Annotated in this window: 17 protein-coding genes; 14 read left to right on the forward strand and 3 right to left on the reverse strand. The window is 60.1% G+C overall.

What is annotated here, in order from left to right:
- The first annotated feature begins 78 nt into the window (after nt 1-78).
- Nucleotides 79-1,155, forward strand: coding sequence for a phospholipase A (locus NZ453_RS19800; protein WP_263772661.1), 1,077 nt, complete (start codon nt 79-81; stop codon nt 1,153-1,155).
- 190 nt (nt 1,156-1,345) lie between these two features.
- The gene (locus NZ453_RS19805) at nt 1,346-2,062 is read left to right on the forward strand and encodes a FadR/GntR family transcriptional regulator (RefSeq protein ID WP_263772662.1); all 717 of its coding nucleotides are present in this window, start codon (nt 1,346-1,348) and stop codon (nt 2,060-2,062) included.
- A 107-nt stretch (nt 2,063-2,169) separates the two neighbouring features.
- Here the strand turns inward: NZ453_RS19805 and NZ453_RS19810 are convergent, their stop codons facing one another.
- Entirely contained in the window at nt 2,170-3,204 is a 1,035-nt protein-coding gene (locus NZ453_RS19810) for a hypothetical protein (RefSeq protein WP_263772663.1), read from the reverse strand.
- A gap of 386 nt (nt 3,205-3,590) precedes the next feature.
- Here NZ453_RS19810 and garR point away from each other — a divergent pair, with 386 nt between their 5' ends.
- The 6 genes from garR (at nt 3,591) to NZ453_RS19840 (ending at nt 9,202) form a co-directional block, all read left to right on the forward strand.
- A complete protein-coding gene (garR, locus tag NZ453_RS19815) occupies nt 3,591-4,472 on the forward strand; it encodes a 2-hydroxy-3-oxopropionate reductase (RefSeq protein ID WP_263772664.1) in 882 nt (293 codons plus the stop codon).
- Between the two features lie 43 nt (nt 4,473-4,515).
- Nucleotides 4,516-5,514, forward strand: a complete 999-nt coding sequence (locus NZ453_RS19820) for a dihydroxyacetone kinase subunit DhaK (protein ID WP_263772665.1) — start codon at nt 4,516-4,518, stop codon at nt 5,512-5,514.
- A gap of 15 nt (nt 5,515-5,529) precedes the next feature.
- On the forward strand, nt 5,530-6,180 hold the full coding sequence (gene dhaL / locus NZ453_RS19825; RefSeq protein ID WP_263772666.1) for a dihydroxyacetone kinase subunit DhaL: 651 nt from the start codon (nt 5,530-5,532) through the stop codon (nt 6,178-6,180).
- 94 nt (nt 6,181-6,274) lie between these two features.
- Nucleotides 6,275-6,775: a TRAP transporter small permease gene (locus tag NZ453_RS19830; RefSeq protein WP_263772667.1), complete on the forward strand. Its 501-nt coding sequence runs from the start codon at nt 6,275-6,277 to the stop codon at nt 6,773-6,775.
- A gap of 42 nt (nt 6,776-6,817) precedes the next feature.
- Entirely contained in the window at nt 6,818-8,098 is a 1,281-nt protein-coding gene (locus tag NZ453_RS19835) for a TRAP transporter large permease subunit (RefSeq protein ID WP_263772668.1), read from the forward strand.
- A 105-nt stretch (nt 8,099-8,203) separates the two neighbouring features.
- Entirely contained in the window at nt 8,204-9,202 is a 999-nt protein-coding gene (locus NZ453_RS19840; protein WP_263772669.1) for a TRAP transporter substrate-binding protein, read from the forward strand.
- Between the two features lie 131 nt (nt 9,203-9,333).
- Here the strand turns inward: NZ453_RS19840 and NZ453_RS19845 are convergent, their stop codons facing one another.
- Nucleotides 9,334-10,335: a LacI family DNA-binding transcriptional regulator gene (locus NZ453_RS19845; protein WP_263772671.1), complete on the reverse strand. Its 1,002-nt coding sequence runs from the start codon at nt 10,333-10,335 to the stop codon at nt 9,334-9,336.
- A 279-nt stretch (nt 10,336-10,614) separates the two neighbouring features.
- On the opposite strand from NZ453_RS19845, the gene NZ453_RS19850 reads away from it, so the two are divergent.
- From NZ453_RS19850 to NZ453_RS19870, 5 genes are all read left to right on the forward strand, one after another.
- Entirely contained in the window at nt 10,615-12,108 is a 1,494-nt protein-coding gene (locus tag NZ453_RS19850) for a sugar ABC transporter ATP-binding protein (protein WP_263772672.1), read from the forward strand.
- 8 nt (nt 12,109-12,116) lie between these two features.
- Nucleotides 12,117-13,121 carry an ABC transporter permease gene (locus tag NZ453_RS19855; protein WP_263772674.1) on the forward strand — a complete coding sequence of 335 codons (1,005 nt, stop codon included), beginning with the start codon at nt 12,117-12,119 and terminating at the stop codon, nt 13,119-13,121.
- Between the two features lie 75 nt (nt 13,122-13,196).
- A complete protein-coding gene (locus tag NZ453_RS19860) occupies nt 13,197-14,165 on the forward strand; it encodes a sugar ABC transporter substrate-binding protein (protein ID WP_263772675.1) in 969 nt (322 codons plus the stop codon).
- 129 nt (nt 14,166-14,294) lie between these two features.
- Complete coding sequence (locus NZ453_RS19865; protein ID WP_263772676.1) at nt 14,295-15,335, forward strand: NAD(P)-dependent alcohol dehydrogenase; 1,041 nt, start codon at nt 14,295-14,297, stop codon at nt 15,333-15,335.
- A gap of 188 nt (nt 15,336-15,523) precedes the next feature.
- Nucleotides 15,524-17,173, forward strand: coding sequence for an FGGY family carbohydrate kinase (locus NZ453_RS19870; protein ID WP_263772677.1), 1,650 nt, complete (start codon nt 15,524-15,526; stop codon nt 17,171-17,173).
- A 66-nt stretch (nt 17,174-17,239) separates the two neighbouring features.
- Here the strand turns inward: NZ453_RS19870 and NZ453_RS19875 are convergent, their stop codons facing one another.
- Nucleotides 17,240-17,731, reverse strand: a complete 492-nt coding sequence (locus tag NZ453_RS19875) for a SixA phosphatase family protein (RefSeq protein WP_263772678.1) — start codon at nt 17,729-17,731, stop codon at nt 17,240-17,242.
- Between the two features lie 191 nt (nt 17,732-17,922).
- On the opposite strand from NZ453_RS19875, the gene NZ453_RS19880 reads away from it, so the two are divergent.
- A partial coding sequence (locus NZ453_RS19880; RefSeq protein ID WP_263772679.1) for an NAD(P)-binding domain-containing protein occupies nt 17,923-18,232 on the forward strand: 310 nt, incomplete at its 3' end.

Here is an 18,232-nt window from a genome sequence, read left to right on the forward strand (position 1 = left end):
GCTCGTTCACTCCCCGGTCGCGGGGACCTTTCGTTGGACCCGCGCTGTCTCTCTGGGCACCAGGATTGGAGGTTCCCAATGAACGTATCTTTACGCGTGCTTCTCGCGCTCACCTGTTTCGCGTCCGTCTTTCCCGTCTCCGCCGCGATGATCTCAAGCGAGGGCTTGCAGGCCTGCCGCCATGTCGCAAACGATCAGGCCCGCCTGGCGTGTTACGACGCCTTGTCTGAAAAGGAACCGAAAGCCGCCCAGACCGCGCCGGCACCCGGCGATACGGCGTGGAAGCGGGCCAGTCAAGAGGAGCAGACGGTTATGCCGGGCGAACAAAAAAACGCGGCTCCCGAGTCAAGACTCGCCAAGGCTTGGGATTTGGAGCCGGGTAAACGAGGGGACTTGCTTAGTCTGCGTCCTTACCAGCCGGTGTATTTGTTGCCGTGGTTCCATTCGACCGACGTCAATCGCAGCCCGTCGAGCCCTTCCGACGGACGGACGACCACGCGGCCGATGGATGTCGATGCCAACGAGGCGAAGCTGCAGATCAGTTTGAAGACGCGGGTTGCCGAGGACCTCATCGGCGATAACGGCGACCTGTGGTTCGGCTATACGCAGTCGTCACGCTGGCAGGTTTACAACGGAGGACAGTCGCGGCCCTTCCGCGAGACAAACTACGAACCCGAACTGATGTTCGTTTGGCGCACCGATTACGATGTTCTCGGATGGCGCGGACGACTCCTCAATCTCGGCATCAACCATCAGTCAAATGGACGTTCGCTGCCGCTTTCGCGTGGTTGGAATCGCTTGATGCTTTCAACGTCGCTCGAGCGCGAAAACTGGACGATGACGCTGCGGCCTTGGTGGCGCTTGCCCGACCGCTCCAGCCGCGACGACAACCCGGACATTTCCGACTATATCGGCCGCGCGGATCTGCATCTCGTGCGCACGGAAGGCAAGCATCAGTTCTCGGCGCTATTTCGACACACGTTGCGCGGTGGCGACAAAAATCGAGGAGCGGTGCAGCTGGACTACGCTTTCCCCATCGCCGGGGAGTTGCGCGGCCATATCCAGTGGTTTTCAGGCTACGGCGAGAGTTTGATCGACTATAACCACCGGGCAAATTACATCGGCGTCGGCCTATCCCTGCTTGAGTGGTATTGATGCCAACAGGCCTGGCTGCCTCGTACTTTATGCGGCGGCATGTGCATAATGCGCTGCCTGCGCGACGTAAACGTTGAGGGCATAGCCGTAAAGAGCTGTCTCTGCCTATTGCATTCCCATGCCAGGCGGGTTGCTTTGTGCTGTAGTATCATGTATTACAACCGCACTTGCGGAATGGATGGGGGCTATCGTGGCCAAGCTGAAAAAGATAAAAGTCGAGTCGCTCCGGTCGCAGGTCTATATGCAGCTGAAAAATCAGCTGATGGCCGGTGTCTGGAAGCCAGGGGAGAAACTGCCGTCGGAGAACGAGTTGTGCGCGTCGCTCGGGGTCAGTCGGGTCACCGTGCGTGCGGCCATCCAGCAGCTTGAGATTCTTGGGCTCGTCGAAACAAGGCACGGCGACGGGAACTTCGTCAAGGAGTTTTCGGGCGTCAACGCCTTCAGTACGCTGCACCCCTTCATCCAGATCAACGAGAATCAGGACATCATGACGGTTCTCGAGTATCGCAAGATCATCGAGAAGGGCACGATCGGGCTCGTGGCGCCGAAAATCACGCAGGAAGACATCGACAAGCTCGAAGAAACCTACAAAACGATGGTGGCTCTCTCAGAAACGGGGGAGCCGCAGCAGCAGGCTGAGGCCGATCACCTATTCCATTACCGACTTGCGCAGATTTCGAAGAATCCGATCATCATTAAGGTGTACGAACTGATCAACGTGATCCTGTCCGCGGCCATGGTCGATATCGTCAAGCTGCTGGGTACCGAGATGGGGCTTCGTTATCACCGGCAGCTCATCGATGCCCTGAAGACGCGCGACAAGGCGCTGTGCGAGGCGATGATGGAAGCGCACATCGAGGAAACGATCCAGAAGATCCGCGCCAAGAAGGAATTTACACTGGCGTAGCGCGCTGGCTGGAGTGCAGGGCGGTTGCGTGGGCTTCGCCCGTTGTAAGGCGCGCGGGCCGCTTGGCGTTGCCGTCCCCGATAAGGAAACGGCAACGCGATCAAGGGTCAGGGGGTAACGACGTAGAGCGCCGCCTGGTCGATCTCCCGATTGGCGACGACCAACAGATCGCGGCCTTTCTCGTGAACCACCATGGCATTGCTCGGGCCGACGCCTTCTTCGATCAAGACCGCTTCGAGCTGCAGCGGCGACGTCGTCTTCGGGCGCACATAGAACAACTGTTGTTTGCCACGCCGGCAGCCGCCGACGAAGACTGGTTTTCCGGCCAACGTTGCCCCGACGACCACGTGATAGAACTCGGTCACTTCCGGGTGCTCGTAAATCTTGCGGAACTCGCCGTTGATCTTCTTGTAGACCCGGAAGTACTCGCCGTGGAAGGCTTCGATCGTGGCGAATTCGAGTTCCCCGTCGCCGTCGATGTCGATCGCCGAAATGTCGCTGATCGGCCAATCCATGAACTGATGCACTGACCATTGACCCCCGGGCGTCTGCGGCGGTGTAACTTCGAAAGCGCCTTCTTCGCCGGTGACCAGACCGTGCGCAACCCCATCGCGAACCAGACGGCTGTAGCCGTGATTCTTGGTGATACCTTCCTTGAGGACGGTGACCGACAAAGGCTTCGCACCGTTGTATTCGCCGACCAGGATCTTGCCGGAAGTCGACCAATCGTCCTTCGTTGCCTTTTTCGTCGCCAGCGTGCAGGCGATGAAGTAGTGGCGGTCGCCGACCGTCAGCAGATCGATGCGATGTACGTACGGAAGCTGCAGGATATCGGTGACCTCGTACTTGCCCGAGGGGAGCGGGCGGACGTGGACCACCTTCGCTTCTTCCCAGTCGAACATGCGGTAGAACTTCTGCACGGCGATGAATTCGCCGTTGGTTCCGGGGACCGGAACGATCGACATCGTCCCCCCGGGGCCTTCCCAGACGGTGTGGCTTTCCGTGTAGTCGGGCGAGGTCCAGGCGAGACACGGCTTGTCCGCCTCGGACGCAAGCAGGATGCGGGTTTTCCCATCCACCTCGATCGTGTTGCACGAGTAGCAGCTCGGCAAATCCGCGAGTTTGCGCTTTTCGATTCGCATGCGATTTTCCTTGAGAAGAGTTGATAAAGGCGTCCGAGGCTGTTCTTGCCGACCTCTTGAATGATGCTCGAAATGACTTCGTCAGATAAAACCCGGCTCGCCGGGGTCGATGGATTGTAATACATATCATCATCTAGGCAAGCTCGGTTTTTTCAAAACGAGTCACCTCCTGAAAGGTTCAAATCTGGTTATAAAAATATCTCGTTGATTATATGGTTGTTTAAGTTCTGAGACGCTTGGGCGCTTGACACGTCGCGTTCCGTCATGACTAAATAGACGTATCACAAGTTACGTGTGACGTATCTGAGCAACGCCGGTTTGAGGTTCGTACAGCGAGGCTGGTGCTGGCCGGCGATTTCTGACCGTAAAGACAAAAGGGGGCGCGTGTGAAGATCGGGTTTATCGGGCTGGGCATCATGGGTCGGGCAATGGCCCGCAACGTTCTGCAGGGCGGGTATTCGCTGACTGTCTATGACAAGTTTGCGTCCTGCGACGAGATCAAGGCGCTCGGCGCCGCGGTGGTCTCATCGAGCCGCGAGGTGGCGGCCGCCAGTGACCTCGTGATCACGATGCTGCCCAACACACCGCATGTGAAGGAAGCGATTCTCGGTCCGGACGGCGTTCTTGCCGGAGCCCAGCCGGGATTGATCATTGTCGATATGAGTTCGATCGCGCCGGCCGCCAGCAAGGAGTTGCACGCCGAAGCGCAAAAACGCGGTGTCGCGATGCTCGATGCGCCGGTGTCCGGCGGCGAGCCGAAGGCAATCGATGGCACGCTGGCCATCATGGTTGGCGGAGATGCCGCTGTGTTCGAGCGCGCCAAACCGGTTCTCGAAAAAATGGGTTCGTCGGTGGTACACGTCGGCGAGATCGGAGCGGGCAATGTCACCAAACTTGCCAATCAGATCATCGTCGCGCTCAACATCGCGGCGGTGTCTGAGGCCTTCGTGTTGGCGACCAAGGCTGGCGTTTCACCAGAAGCCGTTTTCAACGCCATCAAGGGTGGGCTCGCCGGCTCGACGGTGATGAATGCCAAGGTTCCGATGATCCTCGCCGGCGATTTCAAGCCGGGCGGCCGGCTTGAACTTCACACCAAGGATCTGTTGAACGTGCTGGAGACCTCGCGCGAGCTCCACGTCTCGTTGCCGCTGACGGCGACCTGCATGGAAATCATCCAGTCGCTGATCTGTGACGGCATGAGCGGGTATGACCACTGCGCCATCGTCCGCTACTACGAGAAGCTGGCGCAGGTGGAAGTCCGCAAGTAAGCGGGTCTTCATCCACAACGCTCAACACGGATCCAGGACAACCATGAACCGCGTAATAAACAACCCTGATCTGGTCGTCGAAGACATGCTGCGCGGTCTTCTGGCGGCCCATGCTGAACTGGCGGCGGGAACGGACAACCCGCGTGTGATCAAGCGCGCCTGTGCCCCGGTCGCCGGCAAGGTCGGGATCGTCACCGGAGGCGGCTCCGGTCACGAACCGGCCTTCCTCGGCTACGTCGGCGAGAATCTCGTCGACGCCGTCGCCGTCGGCGAAATCTTCTCCTCACCGACGGCCAAGAGCTTCTTCGACGCCATGAAAGCCGCCGACGGCGGCCAAGGCGTCGCCTGCCTTTATGGCAACTACGCCGGCGACAACATGAACGTCAAAATGGCCATCAAGATGGCCGAACGTGCCGGCCTCACCGTCAAGACGGTCGTCGCCAACGACGACGTGCCGTCGGCGCCCAAGGGTGACGAAGCCAAACGCCGTGGCGTCGCTGGCGAGATCCTCATGTGGAAGACCGCCGGCGCCTGTGCCGCCCAGGGCGGCTCGCTCGACGAAGTGATCGCCGTCGCCCAGAAGACCATCAGCCGCACCCGCAGCATCGGCATCGGCCTCACCTCCTGCACCATCCCCGCCGTCGGCAAGGCCAACTTCCATATCGCCGACGGGCAGATGGAAGTCGGCATCGGCCACCACGGCGAACCGGGCATCAACGTCAGTGCCATCGTTTCCGCCGACGAGATGGCCAGGATCATGGTCGACACGCTCCTTCCCGATCTGCCTTTCAATTCCGGCGACCGCGTCGCCGTCTTGATCTCCGGGCTGGGGGCGACTCCGCTCATGGAGCAGTACATCCTCTACGCGAGCGTCGCCCAGTACCTCGGCAACGCCGGTCTCACCGTCGCCGTGCCGCTCGTGGGCAACTTCTTCACCTCGCTCGAGATGATGGGCGTCACCCTTTCGGTGCTGCAGCTCGACGCTGAACTCGAGGGCTACATGAAAGCGCCGTGTGCCTCGATCGGGCTCACGCAGAATTAAAGGGGAGAAGACACCATGGCTCAGACACTGACATTGAAGCAATCGGGGCAGATCGTCCTTGACCTCGTCGATACGATCAACGCGAACCGGGCCTACCTCTCCGAGATCGACGGGGCGATCGGCGACGGCGACCACGGGATCAACATGAGCAAGGGCTTTACCCTCTGCGGCGACGCCCTGCGTGCCAAACCGGTGCTCCCCGGACTCGCCGAGGGGCTCGATACCTTGGCGATGACCTTGCTCGAAGGCATCGGCGGTTCGATGGGACCGCTCTATGGCAGCTTCTTCATGGGGCTCGCCGAATCACTCGCCGGCCACGAGACGCTCGACGCGGCCCTCTTTGGCGAGGCGCTCGCCAATGGCGTCGCCGGCGTGGAAACGGTGGGTAGCGCGCAGGTCGGCGACAAGACCCTGATGGATACGCTGGTGCCGGCGCGTGAGGCGTACCGGGCGGCCTTGGCCGAGGGCGCGGATTTTTCCACGGCGCTCGATCGGATGATCGCGGCGGCGGAGCAGGGCTGGCAGTCGACCAAGGGTTTGCAGGCGCGCATCGGGCGCGCCGCCCGGCTCGGCGAACGCTCGATCGGCGTCCTCGATGCCGGCGCAACCTCCTGCTTCCTCATCCTCAAAACCCTTGCCGGCTCCGTTCAGCAACGGCTGGGGTGAGCACGCTATCGACAACAAAAATCGACCGGTCAAGCCGGCAGCGGCATAGGCGCTAACCAAACGGCGCCTGCCGCAATCAATTTGTGGAGGTCATATGTTTGTTCGTGTTCTTGTACGAACGCTCGAATGGATGTTGATCGCGACGATCGGCCTGATGGTCATCCTCGTCTTTGGCAACGTCGTCCTGCGTTACGGTTTCAACTACGGAATCATCTTTTCGGAGGAGGTCTCGCGCTTCCTCTTCGTCTGGATGGTTTTCCTCGGCTCGTTGCTTATGCTCAAGGACAACGGCCACCTTGGTGTCCACACGGTCACGAAGCTCTTGCCGCCGATCGGCAAGAAGGCCTGCAAGTTGATTGGCGACCTTCTCACGCTCGCGTGCTGTGTCCTGATCACAGTGGGCGGCTGGCAGATCGTCCGGCTCAACATGGTCAATTACGCGCCGGTGTCCGATATCCCGATTGGGGTGGTGTACGCCTCGTGCGTGGTCTGCGCTGTTGGCATGGGCGTGTTGCTTCTCCGCTCGATTTATCGCCTGCTGACTGGAAAGATCACCGAGCAGGAGTTGTGTCCCGATTTTGATGACGCGCTGTAGAAGCGGGCGCGCCTACAAGAATAAGCAAACAGGAGAGAGTCAATGACTGTAACTGTTTTCCTCGTGTCGCTCTGCGGCGCGATGTTCATCGGCATGCCCGTCGCATTTGCGCTGCTTGTCTGCGGCGTGGCGCTGATGATTCACCTGAATTCTTTTGACGTTCAAATCCTCGCCCAGAACCTCGTTTCGGGCGCCGACAACTTCCCGCTGATGGCCATTCCCTTCTTCATGCTCGCCGGCGAGATCATGAACAAGGGTGGCATATCGCAGCAGATCGTCAAGGTGGCGAATGCGCTCGTCGGGCATATCGAGGGCGGGCTGGGCTATGTCGCCATCATCGCGGCATTGATCCTGGCCAGCATTTCGGGTTCCGCAGCGGCCGACAGCGCGGCGCTGGCGGCCGTGGTCATACCGATGATGCGGCGGGCCAACTATAACGTCGGCCGTTCGGCCGGGCTTATCGCGGGCGCGGCGTGCATCGCACCGATCCTGCCCCCAGCCATGCCGCTCGTGCTTTTCGGCGTCGCAGCGCAACTTTCGATCACCAAGCTGTTTTTCACCGGCATCGTCCCGGGTCTCATTATGGCCGTGTCGCTGGTCATCACATGGAAACTTGTGGCCCGTAAGGACTTCGCCAACTCGCCGAAACAAGCATTTGATCTCAAAGTGTTTGGCAAAGCTCTACGCGAATCGGTTTGGGCATTGTTGCTTCCCTTCATCATCATTGGCGGCATGAAGACCGGCATGTTTACGCCGACCGAAGCCGCGGTCGTCGCCGCTGTCGTGGCGCTTCTAGTCAGTGTCTACATCTACCACGGCATGAAGTTCTCCGATCTGCCGGCGATCCTTCTTGCCTCGGCCAAGACGGCGAGCTCGATCATGCTCATCGTTGCCGCTTCGATGGTGTCGGCGTGGCTGATCACCATCGCCGATATCCCGGCGCAAGTGACCGATATGATGCAGCCGTTCATGGACAACAAGCTGCTGCTGATGATCATCCTGATGGTGCTGGTGTTCGCCGTGGGTACCGCGCTCGACCTGGCACCTACCGTGCTGATTCTGACGCCGGTGATCATGCCGCTCGTAAAGCAAGCCGGAATCGACCCGTATTACTTCGGCATCATGTTCATGATGAACAACGCCATTGGCCTGATTACCCCGCCGGTCGGCACGGTACTCAATGTCGTGTCCAGCGTGGCAAGGGTCAATCTCGATAACGTGATCAAGGGCATGTTCCCGTTCCTCGTCGCAGAAACCATCGTCATGTTCCTGCTGGTTCTGTTTCCGCAGTTCGTCACCGTACCGGCACGCTGGTTTTACTGATTCCGCAACACCCGGGCGAGCCGAAGTCGTGCGGCGGCTCGTCTCGGGCGTCATTTGACGCAGTGGCAGGCACGCAGTTACCTCAAATCAACCAGGAGGATCGACATGAAGTTGAAATCGGGTCTAGTTGCAGCACTCATGGGGGCGGGCCTGTTGCTCGGCGTCGCTGTTTCCGCGCAGGCGCAAACGCAGGTGCTGAAGTTCGCGTCCGAAGCGGCGCGGAGCGATCCACAGACGGCCGGTGGCGAGAAGATGGCCGAGCTTCTCAAAGCCAAGACGAACGGCGCGCTCGACGTGAAGGTTTTCTCGGATAGCTCGCTCGGCAATGCGCAAGCGGCGATTTCCAGCGCCCGTAGCGGCACGATCGACATCGTCATCTCGGGCTCGTCGAATTACACCGGCATTGTTCCGCTGCTCGGCGTTTTCGACATTCCGTTCATCTTCAAGGACACGGCGCACGCTTACCGGATCCTCGACGGCAAGGTCGGTCAGGAGATCATGGACAAGCTCGGCGAGTTCGGGCTCAAGGGGCTCGCGTACTGGGACACCGGCTGGCGCGAGCTGACCAATTCGCGCGGACCGGTGCGTACGCCGGCCGACGTGAAGGGCCTGAAAGTTCGTACCAACGGCAGCCCGGCGCATAACGAAACCTGGAAGTTGCTTGGTGCAAACCCGGTGCCGATGCCCATTGGCGAGCTCTACACGGCATTGGAAATGAAGACGGTCGACGCCCAGGAGCAATCGCTCGGGCTGCTCTATTCCGGCAAGTTCTATGAAGTGCAGAAGCACCTGAGCCTGACCAACCATGCGTACAGCGCCTTGCTCGTCGCGATGAACAAGGCCAAGTTCGATGCGTTGAGCCCGGCGCACCAGAAGGCCGTGATCGAAGCGGCGCGTGAGGCGGGTGCTTACCAGCGCAAGTTGAACAATGACAACGTCGCCAAGATCATTGCCGATGTCAAGAAAGCCGGCTTGCAGGTCGTCGAGAACGTCGATTCGGCGCAATTCTTCGAAACGGCCAAACCAGTACGTGCGATGTTTACATCGAAGTACGGTGGGGAAAACTACATCAAGGCGATCGACGCGGAACGCGATGCCAAGTAAGGAAGATGGTCTCTCGGCGATCCGTCATGCTTGATGGCTCTCTCACGATCGCCGTTTCCAAGGCCCTCGCTCAGCGGGGGCTTTGGCCTTTTCTTTCGCTTACCCGGCGAGACGGGCGGGGAGGGCGGGTTCTACTCCGTCTTCAAACGGTCGATGATCTGCACGTCGAACAGAATCTCAGTCTTTGTTCGCTTACCGACGCGCCGATTCTCTGCTAGCTGGATGATACGTTCGACCGCCTGCAGTCCAATTTCGACAGTGGGTTGCGTGATCACCGACACCGGGTACTTCAGGTAATCGAGCCACTTGTTGTCGTCGTAGGTGAGGATCTTCAGTTTCTCGGGAATCGTCAGTCCGAGATCGTCGGCGACGCTGAGCACTTGGTAGCAAAGGTCCGATGTGCCGCATACCAGCCCGTCCGGGCGGTGTTCGGAGAGGAAGTCCTTGATCAGGTGATACGAGTCTTCCTTGCTGTACTTCAAGTGCAACACGTGCGGCGTCTGGTCCGGCAGATACTGCATCAGCCCCAGTTTATAGCCGACGACGCGCTGCTGCATTGTGTACACCGACTCGGAGTAGCCGACGAAGCCGACGTTGCGGCATCCCTTGTCGACGAGGTACTTGGTGCCTTTGACGGCGCTGTCGGCGTTGTTGATACCGACAAAGGTTGTGTTGTGTTTGTCGTACTGGCGGTCGACGAGGACCACCGGAATATCGGCGGCGCGCAACTGACGTGGATAAGCCCCGAAGTTGACCGGCGCCAAAATCAGCCCGTCGACGTTCTTGCTCAGCATCATGCTGATGTTGCGCGCCTCTTTTTCCACGTCGTCGGCCGAGTCGCAGAACAGCACCGAGATGTTGTTTTCCGAGGCGATGGTCTCGATCGTCTTCACCAGCAGGATGTAGTAATCCTCCTGGATGTCGGCGGTGATGACGCCGATCCGGTCAAGCGAAGGGCCTTGGCTCTGCTTGCTTTCCGCCTGCTGGTAATCGAGTTCTTCCAGGGTGCGCAGAACGAGTTCCCGGGTTTCCTGCGCAACGTTTCGCGTCTTGCTGATGACATGCGAAACCGTCGTTACCGACACCCCCGCCTTCAGCGCGATGTCCCTCATCGTTACGGGCTTTTTGTTCATGCGGAAAATACTACACCCAATAATGTGCGCAGACCAAGCGAATAATTGCGCATTTATAAGGAAGAATTGCGCAAACGTTTTTACCTCTGTCAGGGAACGCCAACGGTCTTGTTCTTATTGCTATAAGGCCTAGACGGCCGATTCTTCCGTAAATCCGCCTTCTGGTCGGGGCGCAAAACAAACGAAAAACTGGCTTCAAAAGTTGCGCATATTTTGGTTGACGATGCCAAAAACACGTGCAAGAATCGCCGCCACACTAGTCGCGGGGGGCAGACTTAGATGGTTGACGTTCCACTCCTTGAGTTGCGCGGTATCGAGAAGCTGTTTCCGGGCGTCAAGGCGCTCAGTGAAATGAGCTTCGCCGTACAGGCAGGATCGGTCCATGTCCTGTGTGGCGAGAACGGTGCCGGCAAGTCAACGCTGTGCAAGATCATTAACGGCATCTACCAGCCGGATCGGGGCGAGATCCTGATCAACGGCAAGCCGGTCGTCCTGCGCGATCCGCTCGAAGCGCGCAGCCACAAGATCGCGATGATCTTCCAGGAACTCAACTTCATCCCCGAGTTCACGGTCGAGCAGAACCTCTTTCTAGGCAACGAACCGGTTAACAAGTTTGGCAAGATCGATTGGGCCGCCATGCGCCGCCAAACCGTCGCCCTGCTCGAACAGGAAGGGTTGCCCTATCGGCCGGATACCAAGCTGAAGGATCTCTCGGTTTCCGACATCCAGATGCTGGAGATCATCAAGGCGATCTCCTATCAGGCCAACATCCTGATCATGGACGAGCCGACCTCGGCGATCAGCACCAAGGAAGTCGAGTTGCTCTTCCGCAAGATCGCCCAGCTCAAGAGCCAGGGCGTCGGCATCGTCTACATCTCGCACAAGATGGACGAGATCTTCCGCATCGCGGACGAGATTTCGGTCCTGCGCGACGGCCGCTTGATCGATACCCGGCCGGCATCCGAGCTCGACATCGAAACGGTCATCAAGCTGATGGTCGGGCGCAAGATGGAATCGGTCTTCCCGGAAAAGAAGCCGCAGGCGCCCGGGCCGGTACTGCTCGATGTGCAGAAGCTGTCGCAGGGGAAAACGTTCCGCGATGTCAGCTTCCAATTGCGGCAGGGTGAAATCGTCGGCTTTGCCGGGTTGATGGGCGCCGGGCGAACCGAGGTGGTGCGCGCGCTGTTCGGCCTCGACGAGATTTCGTCCGGCACGATCAGCATCAAGGGACAACCAGTCACGATCCGAAACGTTCAGGACAGCATCGAGCACGGAGTCGCGATGCTTTCTGAGGACCGCAAGCGCTACGGGATCATTCCGGTACGCGACGTCAAGGAGAACATGTCGCTCTCCAGCCTCGAACGGGTGATGGGACGCTTCGGCATCGACCACCGGGAGGAACGCAAGCGCGACACCGAAATGAGCCGGCGCCTGAACGTCAAGACGCCGAGCCTGGAAACGCTGATCTCGTCGTTGAGCGGCGGCAACCAGCAGAAGATCGTGCTCGCCAAGTGGCTGTTGCGCACCCCAGACATCCTGCTGCTCGACGAGCCCACACGGGGCATCGACGTCGGCGCGAAGTTCGAAATCTACAAACTGATCACGGAACTGGCCAGTGAAGGCAAGGCGGTTCTGATGATCTCTTCCGAAATGGAAGAACTGATCGGCGTCTGCGACCGGATCTACGTCATGTCGAAAGGACGTATCTCCGGCGAGTTGCAGCGCAAGGATTTCTCCCAAGAAAACATCATGAAGTTAGCGCTCATAGGATAACCACGACCATGGCCCAACGTTTCTCGGATATGTTCCTTGCCTTCATGTCCAAGCTGACATCGAAGTACAGCATCTACCTGATCCTGCTGGCGATGCTGGTCATCTGCAGTCTGCTCAGTCCGGCGTTCTTCTCGGCGAAAAACCTCTCCAATATTTCGCGCCAGATCTCGATCACGACCATCATCTCGTTCGGCATGACGATGCTGATCATTGCCGGCCTCATCGATCTGGCCGCCGGTTCGGTCATGGCGCTCGCCGGCATTCTTTCCGTTGCCATCTACAAGGCGACGGGCTCGCTGGTGATCGCCATGGTGACCGGCATCGTCATCGGTATCGCCTGTAACCTCGTCAGCGGTTTCGTCGTCACGCGCTTCAAGACGCCGCCGTTCATCGCCACCTTGGCCATGATGACGTCGGCACGCGGTGCCGCGCTGCTGTATACGAACGGGCAGAACATCTACCAGCTCGACCAGTTCGTCATCTTCGGCCAGGGCGACATCTTCGGCATTCCGACGCCGGTCATCGTGATGGTCATCATCTCTCTCGTTACCTGGTACCTGCTCAACAACACGCGCTTCGGCCGCCACCTATATGCCATCGGCGGCAACGAGGACGCCGCGCGGGCATCGGGCATCAAGGTCAATCAGACGAAGATGACGGCGTACGCGATCAGCGGCGCCTTCGTCGGACTCGCCGGCGTGCTGTTCATGTCGCGGGTCAACGCCGGCCTGCCCAACGCGGGCATCGGCTTCGAATTCGATGCCATGACGGCGTCAATCATCGGCGGCACCAGCTTCTCGGGCGGTGTCGGCACGGCGATGGGAACGCTCGTCGGCGCCTTCATCATGGGTTTCCTGAACAACATCATGAATCTGCTCGGCATCCAGTCTTACCTGCAGCAGATCATCAAGGGCGGGATCATCGTCATCGCCGTCGCCTACGACATCATGTCGAAGAACAAGAAGACGGCCAGTCAGTTGGGCAACATTGAGGAGCGGGGAAAGGAGGCTTGAGAAATCGGAACCGGATCACGTAGTGCACCTTCGATCGTTTTGTAACAACGAATTCCATTACCAAGAGGATCAAACATGAAACTGATTGGAAAACTCGCACTTTGCCTGTTGAGCGCCTCGCTGCTGACCTCGGCCGCTTGGGCCCAAACGCCTGCACCGAAGAACGGCAAGACCTATCGCATCGCCTATATCGCCCGCGCACAGGGCGACTCCTTCGCGGCCTGGCTTGCCGATGCCGTCGTCAAGGAAGTCAAGAAATACCCGGATACCCAAGTCACCGTTTTCGACGGCCAAAGCAAGAATGAGCTGATCGCCTCGCACATCGAGAACGCCGTGACGAGCAAGTACGACCTCATCCTCCTGCAGCCGCTCGACTCCGAAGCGCAAGTCGCTCCGGTCAAGGAAGCCGTCAAGGCCGGCGTCAAGGTGGTCACGGTCAACAACCGCGTGAACGATGCATCGATCCCGGCCGTCGACGCCGACCCGATCCAGCAGGCGGAAGTGAACGCCAAGCTCGCCGTCAAGCAGGTCCCGCAGAACGCCAAGGTCGTCGTGCTCATGGGCCCGGCCGGCAACATGCACTCCGACAAGCGCCGCGAAGGCTGGAAGAAGTTCTTCTTCGATCAGCGCAAGGACGTCAAGATCGTCGGCGAGCAGATCGCCAACTGGAACAAGGATGAAGGCATGCGCCTGATGGAAGACTGGATCCAGACGCATGGCAAGATCGACGCGATCGTCTCGATGAACGACAACATGGCCGCCGGTGCGTTGGAAGCCGTCAAGGGCTCGGGCGCCAAGAGCTACCCGCTGACCTACGGTGTTGACGGTACGGCCGAAGCCTGCTTGAAGATCAAGGCCGGCGAAATGACGTCTACCTCGCTGCAGAGCGCGTTCTCGCTCGCCGAACTGTCGGTCAAGATGAGCCACGACCTGCTGACCGGCAAGAAAGTCGAAACGCCGCAGTTCATTACCGCCGAACTCATCACCAAGGAGAACGCGGACAAGTTCATCAAGATGCACAAGGATCTCGGCAACATCAAGTAGGTCCCGTGCTGCGGCGGGCCGTGCCTGGTCCGCCGCTTCCGTGACCGCGACACCTGGCCCTCTGCCTGCCTTCTGATCGCTTCGCCGCGGATATCGCCCTCCCAGTTTGCCATCACCAGGAATACCGCAATGAAAGCCCTGTTTCTCGACAAGAAAGATAGTCTGTCCCTGCGCGACGAAGCGCTCCCCCAAGATCTGGGCGAGAAGGACGTGCGCATCAAGATCGCCAACGTCGGCATCTGCGGCAGCGACGTCCACTATTGCCTGCACGGCAATATCGGCAACTTCGTCGTCAAAGAACCGATGGTGCTTGGGCACGAGGCGAGCGGCACCGTGATCGAGGTCGGCTCTGGCGTCAAACATCTGCGCGTGGGCGACCGCGTGTGCATGGAGCCCGGCATCCCCGACTACGCGAGCACGCAAACCCTCAAAGGCATGTACAACCTCGACCCGGAAGTACGCTTCTGGGCCACGCCGCCGATCCACGGCTGCCTGCGCGAATCGATCGTGCATCCGGCCAGTCTCACCTTCAAGCTGCCGGACAACGTGAGCTTTGAAGAAGGCGCGCTCGTCGAGCCGCTGGCCATCGGTGTGCATTCGGCGAAGAAGGCGCGCATCGTTCCCGGCGATACGGCGCTCGTGCTCGGCGCCGGCACCATCGGCCTAGTGACCGCGCTTTCGGCGGTCGCCGCCGGATGCAGCCATGTCATTCTGGCCGACAGCAAGCAGCAGAAGCTCGACTTCGTGCGCAAGCACTACGATGAGCGCATCAGCACCTTCAACATCGCGACCGGCGACCTCAAGGCGCATGTGGCGAAGCACTTCCCCGAAGGCGTCGATATTGTCTTCGAGGCCAGTGGCAGCGCGCAGGCGATCCTGTCGACGACGAATTTCCTGTGCCCGGGCGGAAAAGTCGTTCTGATCGGCATGCCGTCGGCACCCGCGGCGATCGACATCGTCGAGGCGCAGACCAAGGAAGTCGAGTTCCTCACGATCTTCCGTTACGCCAACGTGTATGACCGCGCGATCAAGTACATCGCCTCCGGGCAGATCAATGTGAAGCCGTTGATCACCCATCGCTACGACTTCGCCGATACAATCAAGGCTTTCAACTTTGCAGCGACGATGCCGCCGGATGCGATCAAGATCATGATCAAGCTTCCCGACTGATCGGCCTTCGGCTTACCCCGAAACCCGCGCGGCACCCGGAGGATTTCCCGGTGCCGCGCTCGTACGTCGGATACGCCGTCCGGAATGCCCGACAGGCTACCGGGAGCGCGCACGACAGTCGGGGCGACCGGCCGGCCCGTGCTGACATAGTTGCCATAGCCCGATACCAACCCTCAAGGAAACCGACCATGCCTAATGCCGCTCGCACCGTCCTCGGCCTCGATGCCAGTACTCAGAGTCTCAGCGCCATCCTGCTCGACAGCGCCACGGGCGAGATCCTATGGAACCGTTCGCTCGCCTACCGCGACGATCCGCGTCTGCTCGGATTCGGCTTCGAACACGACACCATGGTCATTCCGCCGCGCGAGCCGGGCGAGGCCGAGCAGCCGCCGCGCCTCTTCATCGCCGCGCTCGACGCGATTTTCAGCGACATGAAGGCGGCCGGCGTCGATACGTCGACGATCGCCGCCATCAACACTTCGGGCCAGCAGCACGGCCACGTGTACCTCAGCGTCAAGGCCCGGACGACCTTCGCCAGCTTGCGTGAACCGGGCAGCGCCGAGAGCAGCCTGCTCGACGTGATCGGCGACAGCTTTGCATACGGCGGCGCGCCGATCTGGAAGACCGCCAACACGACGGCCGAGGCCAGCCACATCCGTGCCGGCGTCGGCGGCAAGGCCGCGATCATCGAGCGCACCGGCAGCGATATCCCGTTGCGTTTTGCCGCCACGGTGCACCGGAAGGTGGCGCTGCGCTACCCGATCGCTTATGCCGAAACCTGCCATATTGTGCAGATTTCGAGCCTCGTGCCCGCAATTCTCGCCGGTGACTGCACGATTCCGATCGACTTCGGCAACGCCTGCGGCACCGGCATCATGAACTACCGCGAACGCGCCTGGGACGAGGTCGTGCTCAAAGCCGTCGCCGGCGATCTGCCTGGCGGTCCAGCCATGCTCAAGTGGAAACTGCCTCCGATCGCGCACCCGCTGGCCACGGTCGGTACTCTCGCCGCCTATTTCCAGCGCAAGTACGGTCTTCCCGCCGACTGCCGCATCATCGCCGGCTCGGGCGACAACCCACAGTCGAAGGTGCTCGCCAGCGGCGACCTGCTGAGCCTCGGCACCAGCTTCGTGTACATGATTTCCAGCCCGGACGGCGGCGTCGACGCCGCCGGGACGGCGAACGCCATGTACGACGGCCTCGGCCGCCCATTCAACTTCGGCTGCCGTACCAACGGCGCGCTCGCCTGGGACCGCCTGCGTCTGCGCCATGGTCTCGGCGCCAAGGACTACGCGGCCTGCGACGCCTCGCTGGCCAATACACCGGCCGGTAGCCGGATTCGCTTCTGGCATCCGGATGCCGAGTCCTTCCCGGTGGTCGGCGCCAATTCGGAGCCGGTTCGCGTCGACGACGGCCCGGCCGATTTCGTCAACGATTTTTCGGCGGTCGTCGATAGCTCGCTCGGCCTCGTGTATCGCTACGGCATGAAGATCGCCGGCGCTGGTGCGAACGTCGGGCGCGAAGCGGTGAGTGTCTGCGGCGGGCCGTCGACCAGCCCGGGCATCATGCGCCGCATCGCCGCCATTTGGAGCCGCCCGGCGATCCAGGCCGGGCAGGCGGGCGCCGCGCTCGGTGCGGCGGTTGCCGCGGCGGTGGCGCTGGTTCCGGAAACGGCCCCGGCCGAACGCGATGCGCTGGCCGAAAAGCTGCGCGGCGCCATCTTCGCCGGCAAGGCCGTCATCGAACCCGATGCCGCGCTTGTCCAGGCCTACCACGCCCCCGGCGGATATCTCGACCGGCTCGAAACCGAGTTCGAAAAGCTGCGCAAGGTAAGCTGACCTTGCGAATCCGGCCTCCGCGAACGGGGGCCGGATTCGCGTCACGGAAAGCCGCGCTTCCCTTCGCTACGCTTTCTTCGGATAGTCGAAGGCTACCTTCTCCGGCTTAACGGAATCGATAGCCGCCCACGACTTCGATGTAAATGTGATTTGCACGACGGCGCACGTCGGCAACTCCGCGATATCGCCGGACAGGCGACGTGCAAGTTCCGAGAACTCGGGGTTGTGGCCAAAGAGCATTACGCACTTTAGTTTTTCATCGAGTCCGCCGATAACTGCCAGCAGCGTTGCCGGGTCGGTGGCATAAAGCCGATCGTCCACGACGATATCCTTGGCCTTGTAGCCGAGTTCCTCCGCGAAGATTTCCGCCGTTGTCAGCGCTCGCCGCGCCGGGCTCGACAGGATCAGGTCAGGTTTCCCCTCCTGTTTGGCGACACGTCTTCCCATGATGGGTGCATCGTGTCTGCCCCGGTCGGCCAACGGCCGCTCCATGTCGGATTGACCCGCACCAGCCAAGCTCGATTTGGCATGGCGTACAAGAATAAGCGTTCGTTTCATGGCAACCTCGAAGGCGATGCTTCCGGGCATCGAAGCACGCGCAAAATGAAAATTATGGCGATTTTCGCCATAGTGTTTCAACAGACTGGCCGTTTATCACTGATAACGGAATGATTAAAGTTTCTCCTACGCGCTGGCCATCGCCACGCAGAAGACGACTAGACAGTACAACGTTAATCCAAGGAGAAATCATGAACATCACCGTTATTGGTACCGGTAACATGGGCTCGAGTTTCGTCAAACAACTGACGCGTGCAGGACACCACGTCACGATCACCGCCCGCCATTTGGACAAAGCGCAAGCGCTGGCCGCCGCCAACCCGGGGGCGATCGCGCTTCCGGCAGCAAAGGCTGCCGCCAGCGCCGATGCTATCGTTGTAGCCACGCCCTATAGCGAGGCGGTCTCGGCACTCCAATCCCTGGGCGAATTGCGCGGGAACGTCGTGATCGACATTACCAACCCGCTCACCGCTGACTACATGGGGCTGACTATCGGTCACC

The organism is Propionivibrio soli, from assembly GCF_025770765.1.
Lineage (GTDB): Bacteria > Pseudomonadota > Gammaproteobacteria > Burkholderiales > Rhodocyclaceae > Propionivibrio > Propionivibrio soli.

Bases quoted from the DNA above. Each gene is read 5' to 3' on its own strand.
- NZ453_RS19875 (WP_263772678.1), bottom strand. From the start codon at position 17,731: ATGAAACGAACGCTTATTCTTGTACGCCATGCCAAATCGAGCTTGGCT.
- NZ453_RS19830 (WP_263772667.1), top strand. From the start codon at position 6,275: ATGTTTGTTCGTGTTCTTGTACGAACGCTCGAATGGATGTTGATCGCG.
- NZ453_RS19845 (WP_263772671.1), bottom strand. From the start codon at position 10,335: ATGAACAAAAAGCCCGTAACGATGAGGGACATCGCGCTGAAGGCGGGG.
- NZ453_RS19820 (WP_263772665.1), top strand. From the start codon at position 4,516: ATGAACCGCGTAATAAACAACCCTGATCTGGTCGTCGAAGACATGCTG.
- NZ453_RS19870 (WP_263772677.1), top strand. From the start codon at position 15,524: ATGCCTAATGCCGCTCGCACCGTCCTCGGCCTCGATGCCAGTACTCAG.
- NZ453_RS19865 (WP_263772676.1), top strand. From the start codon at position 14,295: ATGAAAGCCCTGTTTCTCGACAAGAAAGATAGTCTGTCCCTGCGCGAC.
- NZ453_RS19800 (WP_263772661.1), top strand. From the start codon at position 79: ATGAACGTATCTTTACGCGTGCTTCTCGCGCTCACCTGTTTCGCGTCC.
- NZ453_RS19855 (WP_263772674.1), top strand. From the start codon at position 12,117: ATGGCCCAACGTTTCTCGGATATGTTCCTTGCCTTCATGTCCAAGCTG.
- dhaL (WP_263772666.1), top strand. From the start codon at position 5,530: ATGGCTCAGACACTGACATTGAAGCAATCGGGGCAGATCGTCCTTGAC.
- NZ453_RS19810 (WP_263772663.1), bottom strand. From the start codon at position 3,204: ATGCGAATCGAAAAGCGCAAACTCGCGGATTTGCCGAGCTGCTACTCG.
- NZ453_RS19850 (WP_263772672.1), top strand. From the start codon at position 10,615: ATGGTTGACGTTCCACTCCTTGAGTTGCGCGGTATCGAGAAGCTGTTT.
- NZ453_RS19835 (WP_263772668.1), top strand. From the start codon at position 6,818: ATGACTGTAACTGTTTTCCTCGTGTCGCTCTGCGGCGCGATGTTCATC.
- NZ453_RS19860 (WP_263772675.1), top strand. From the start codon at position 13,197: ATGAAACTGATTGGAAAACTCGCACTTTGCCTGTTGAGCGCCTCGCTG.
- NZ453_RS19840 (WP_263772669.1), top strand. From the start codon at position 8,204: ATGAAGTTGAAATCGGGTCTAGTTGCAGCACTCATGGGGGCGGGCCTG.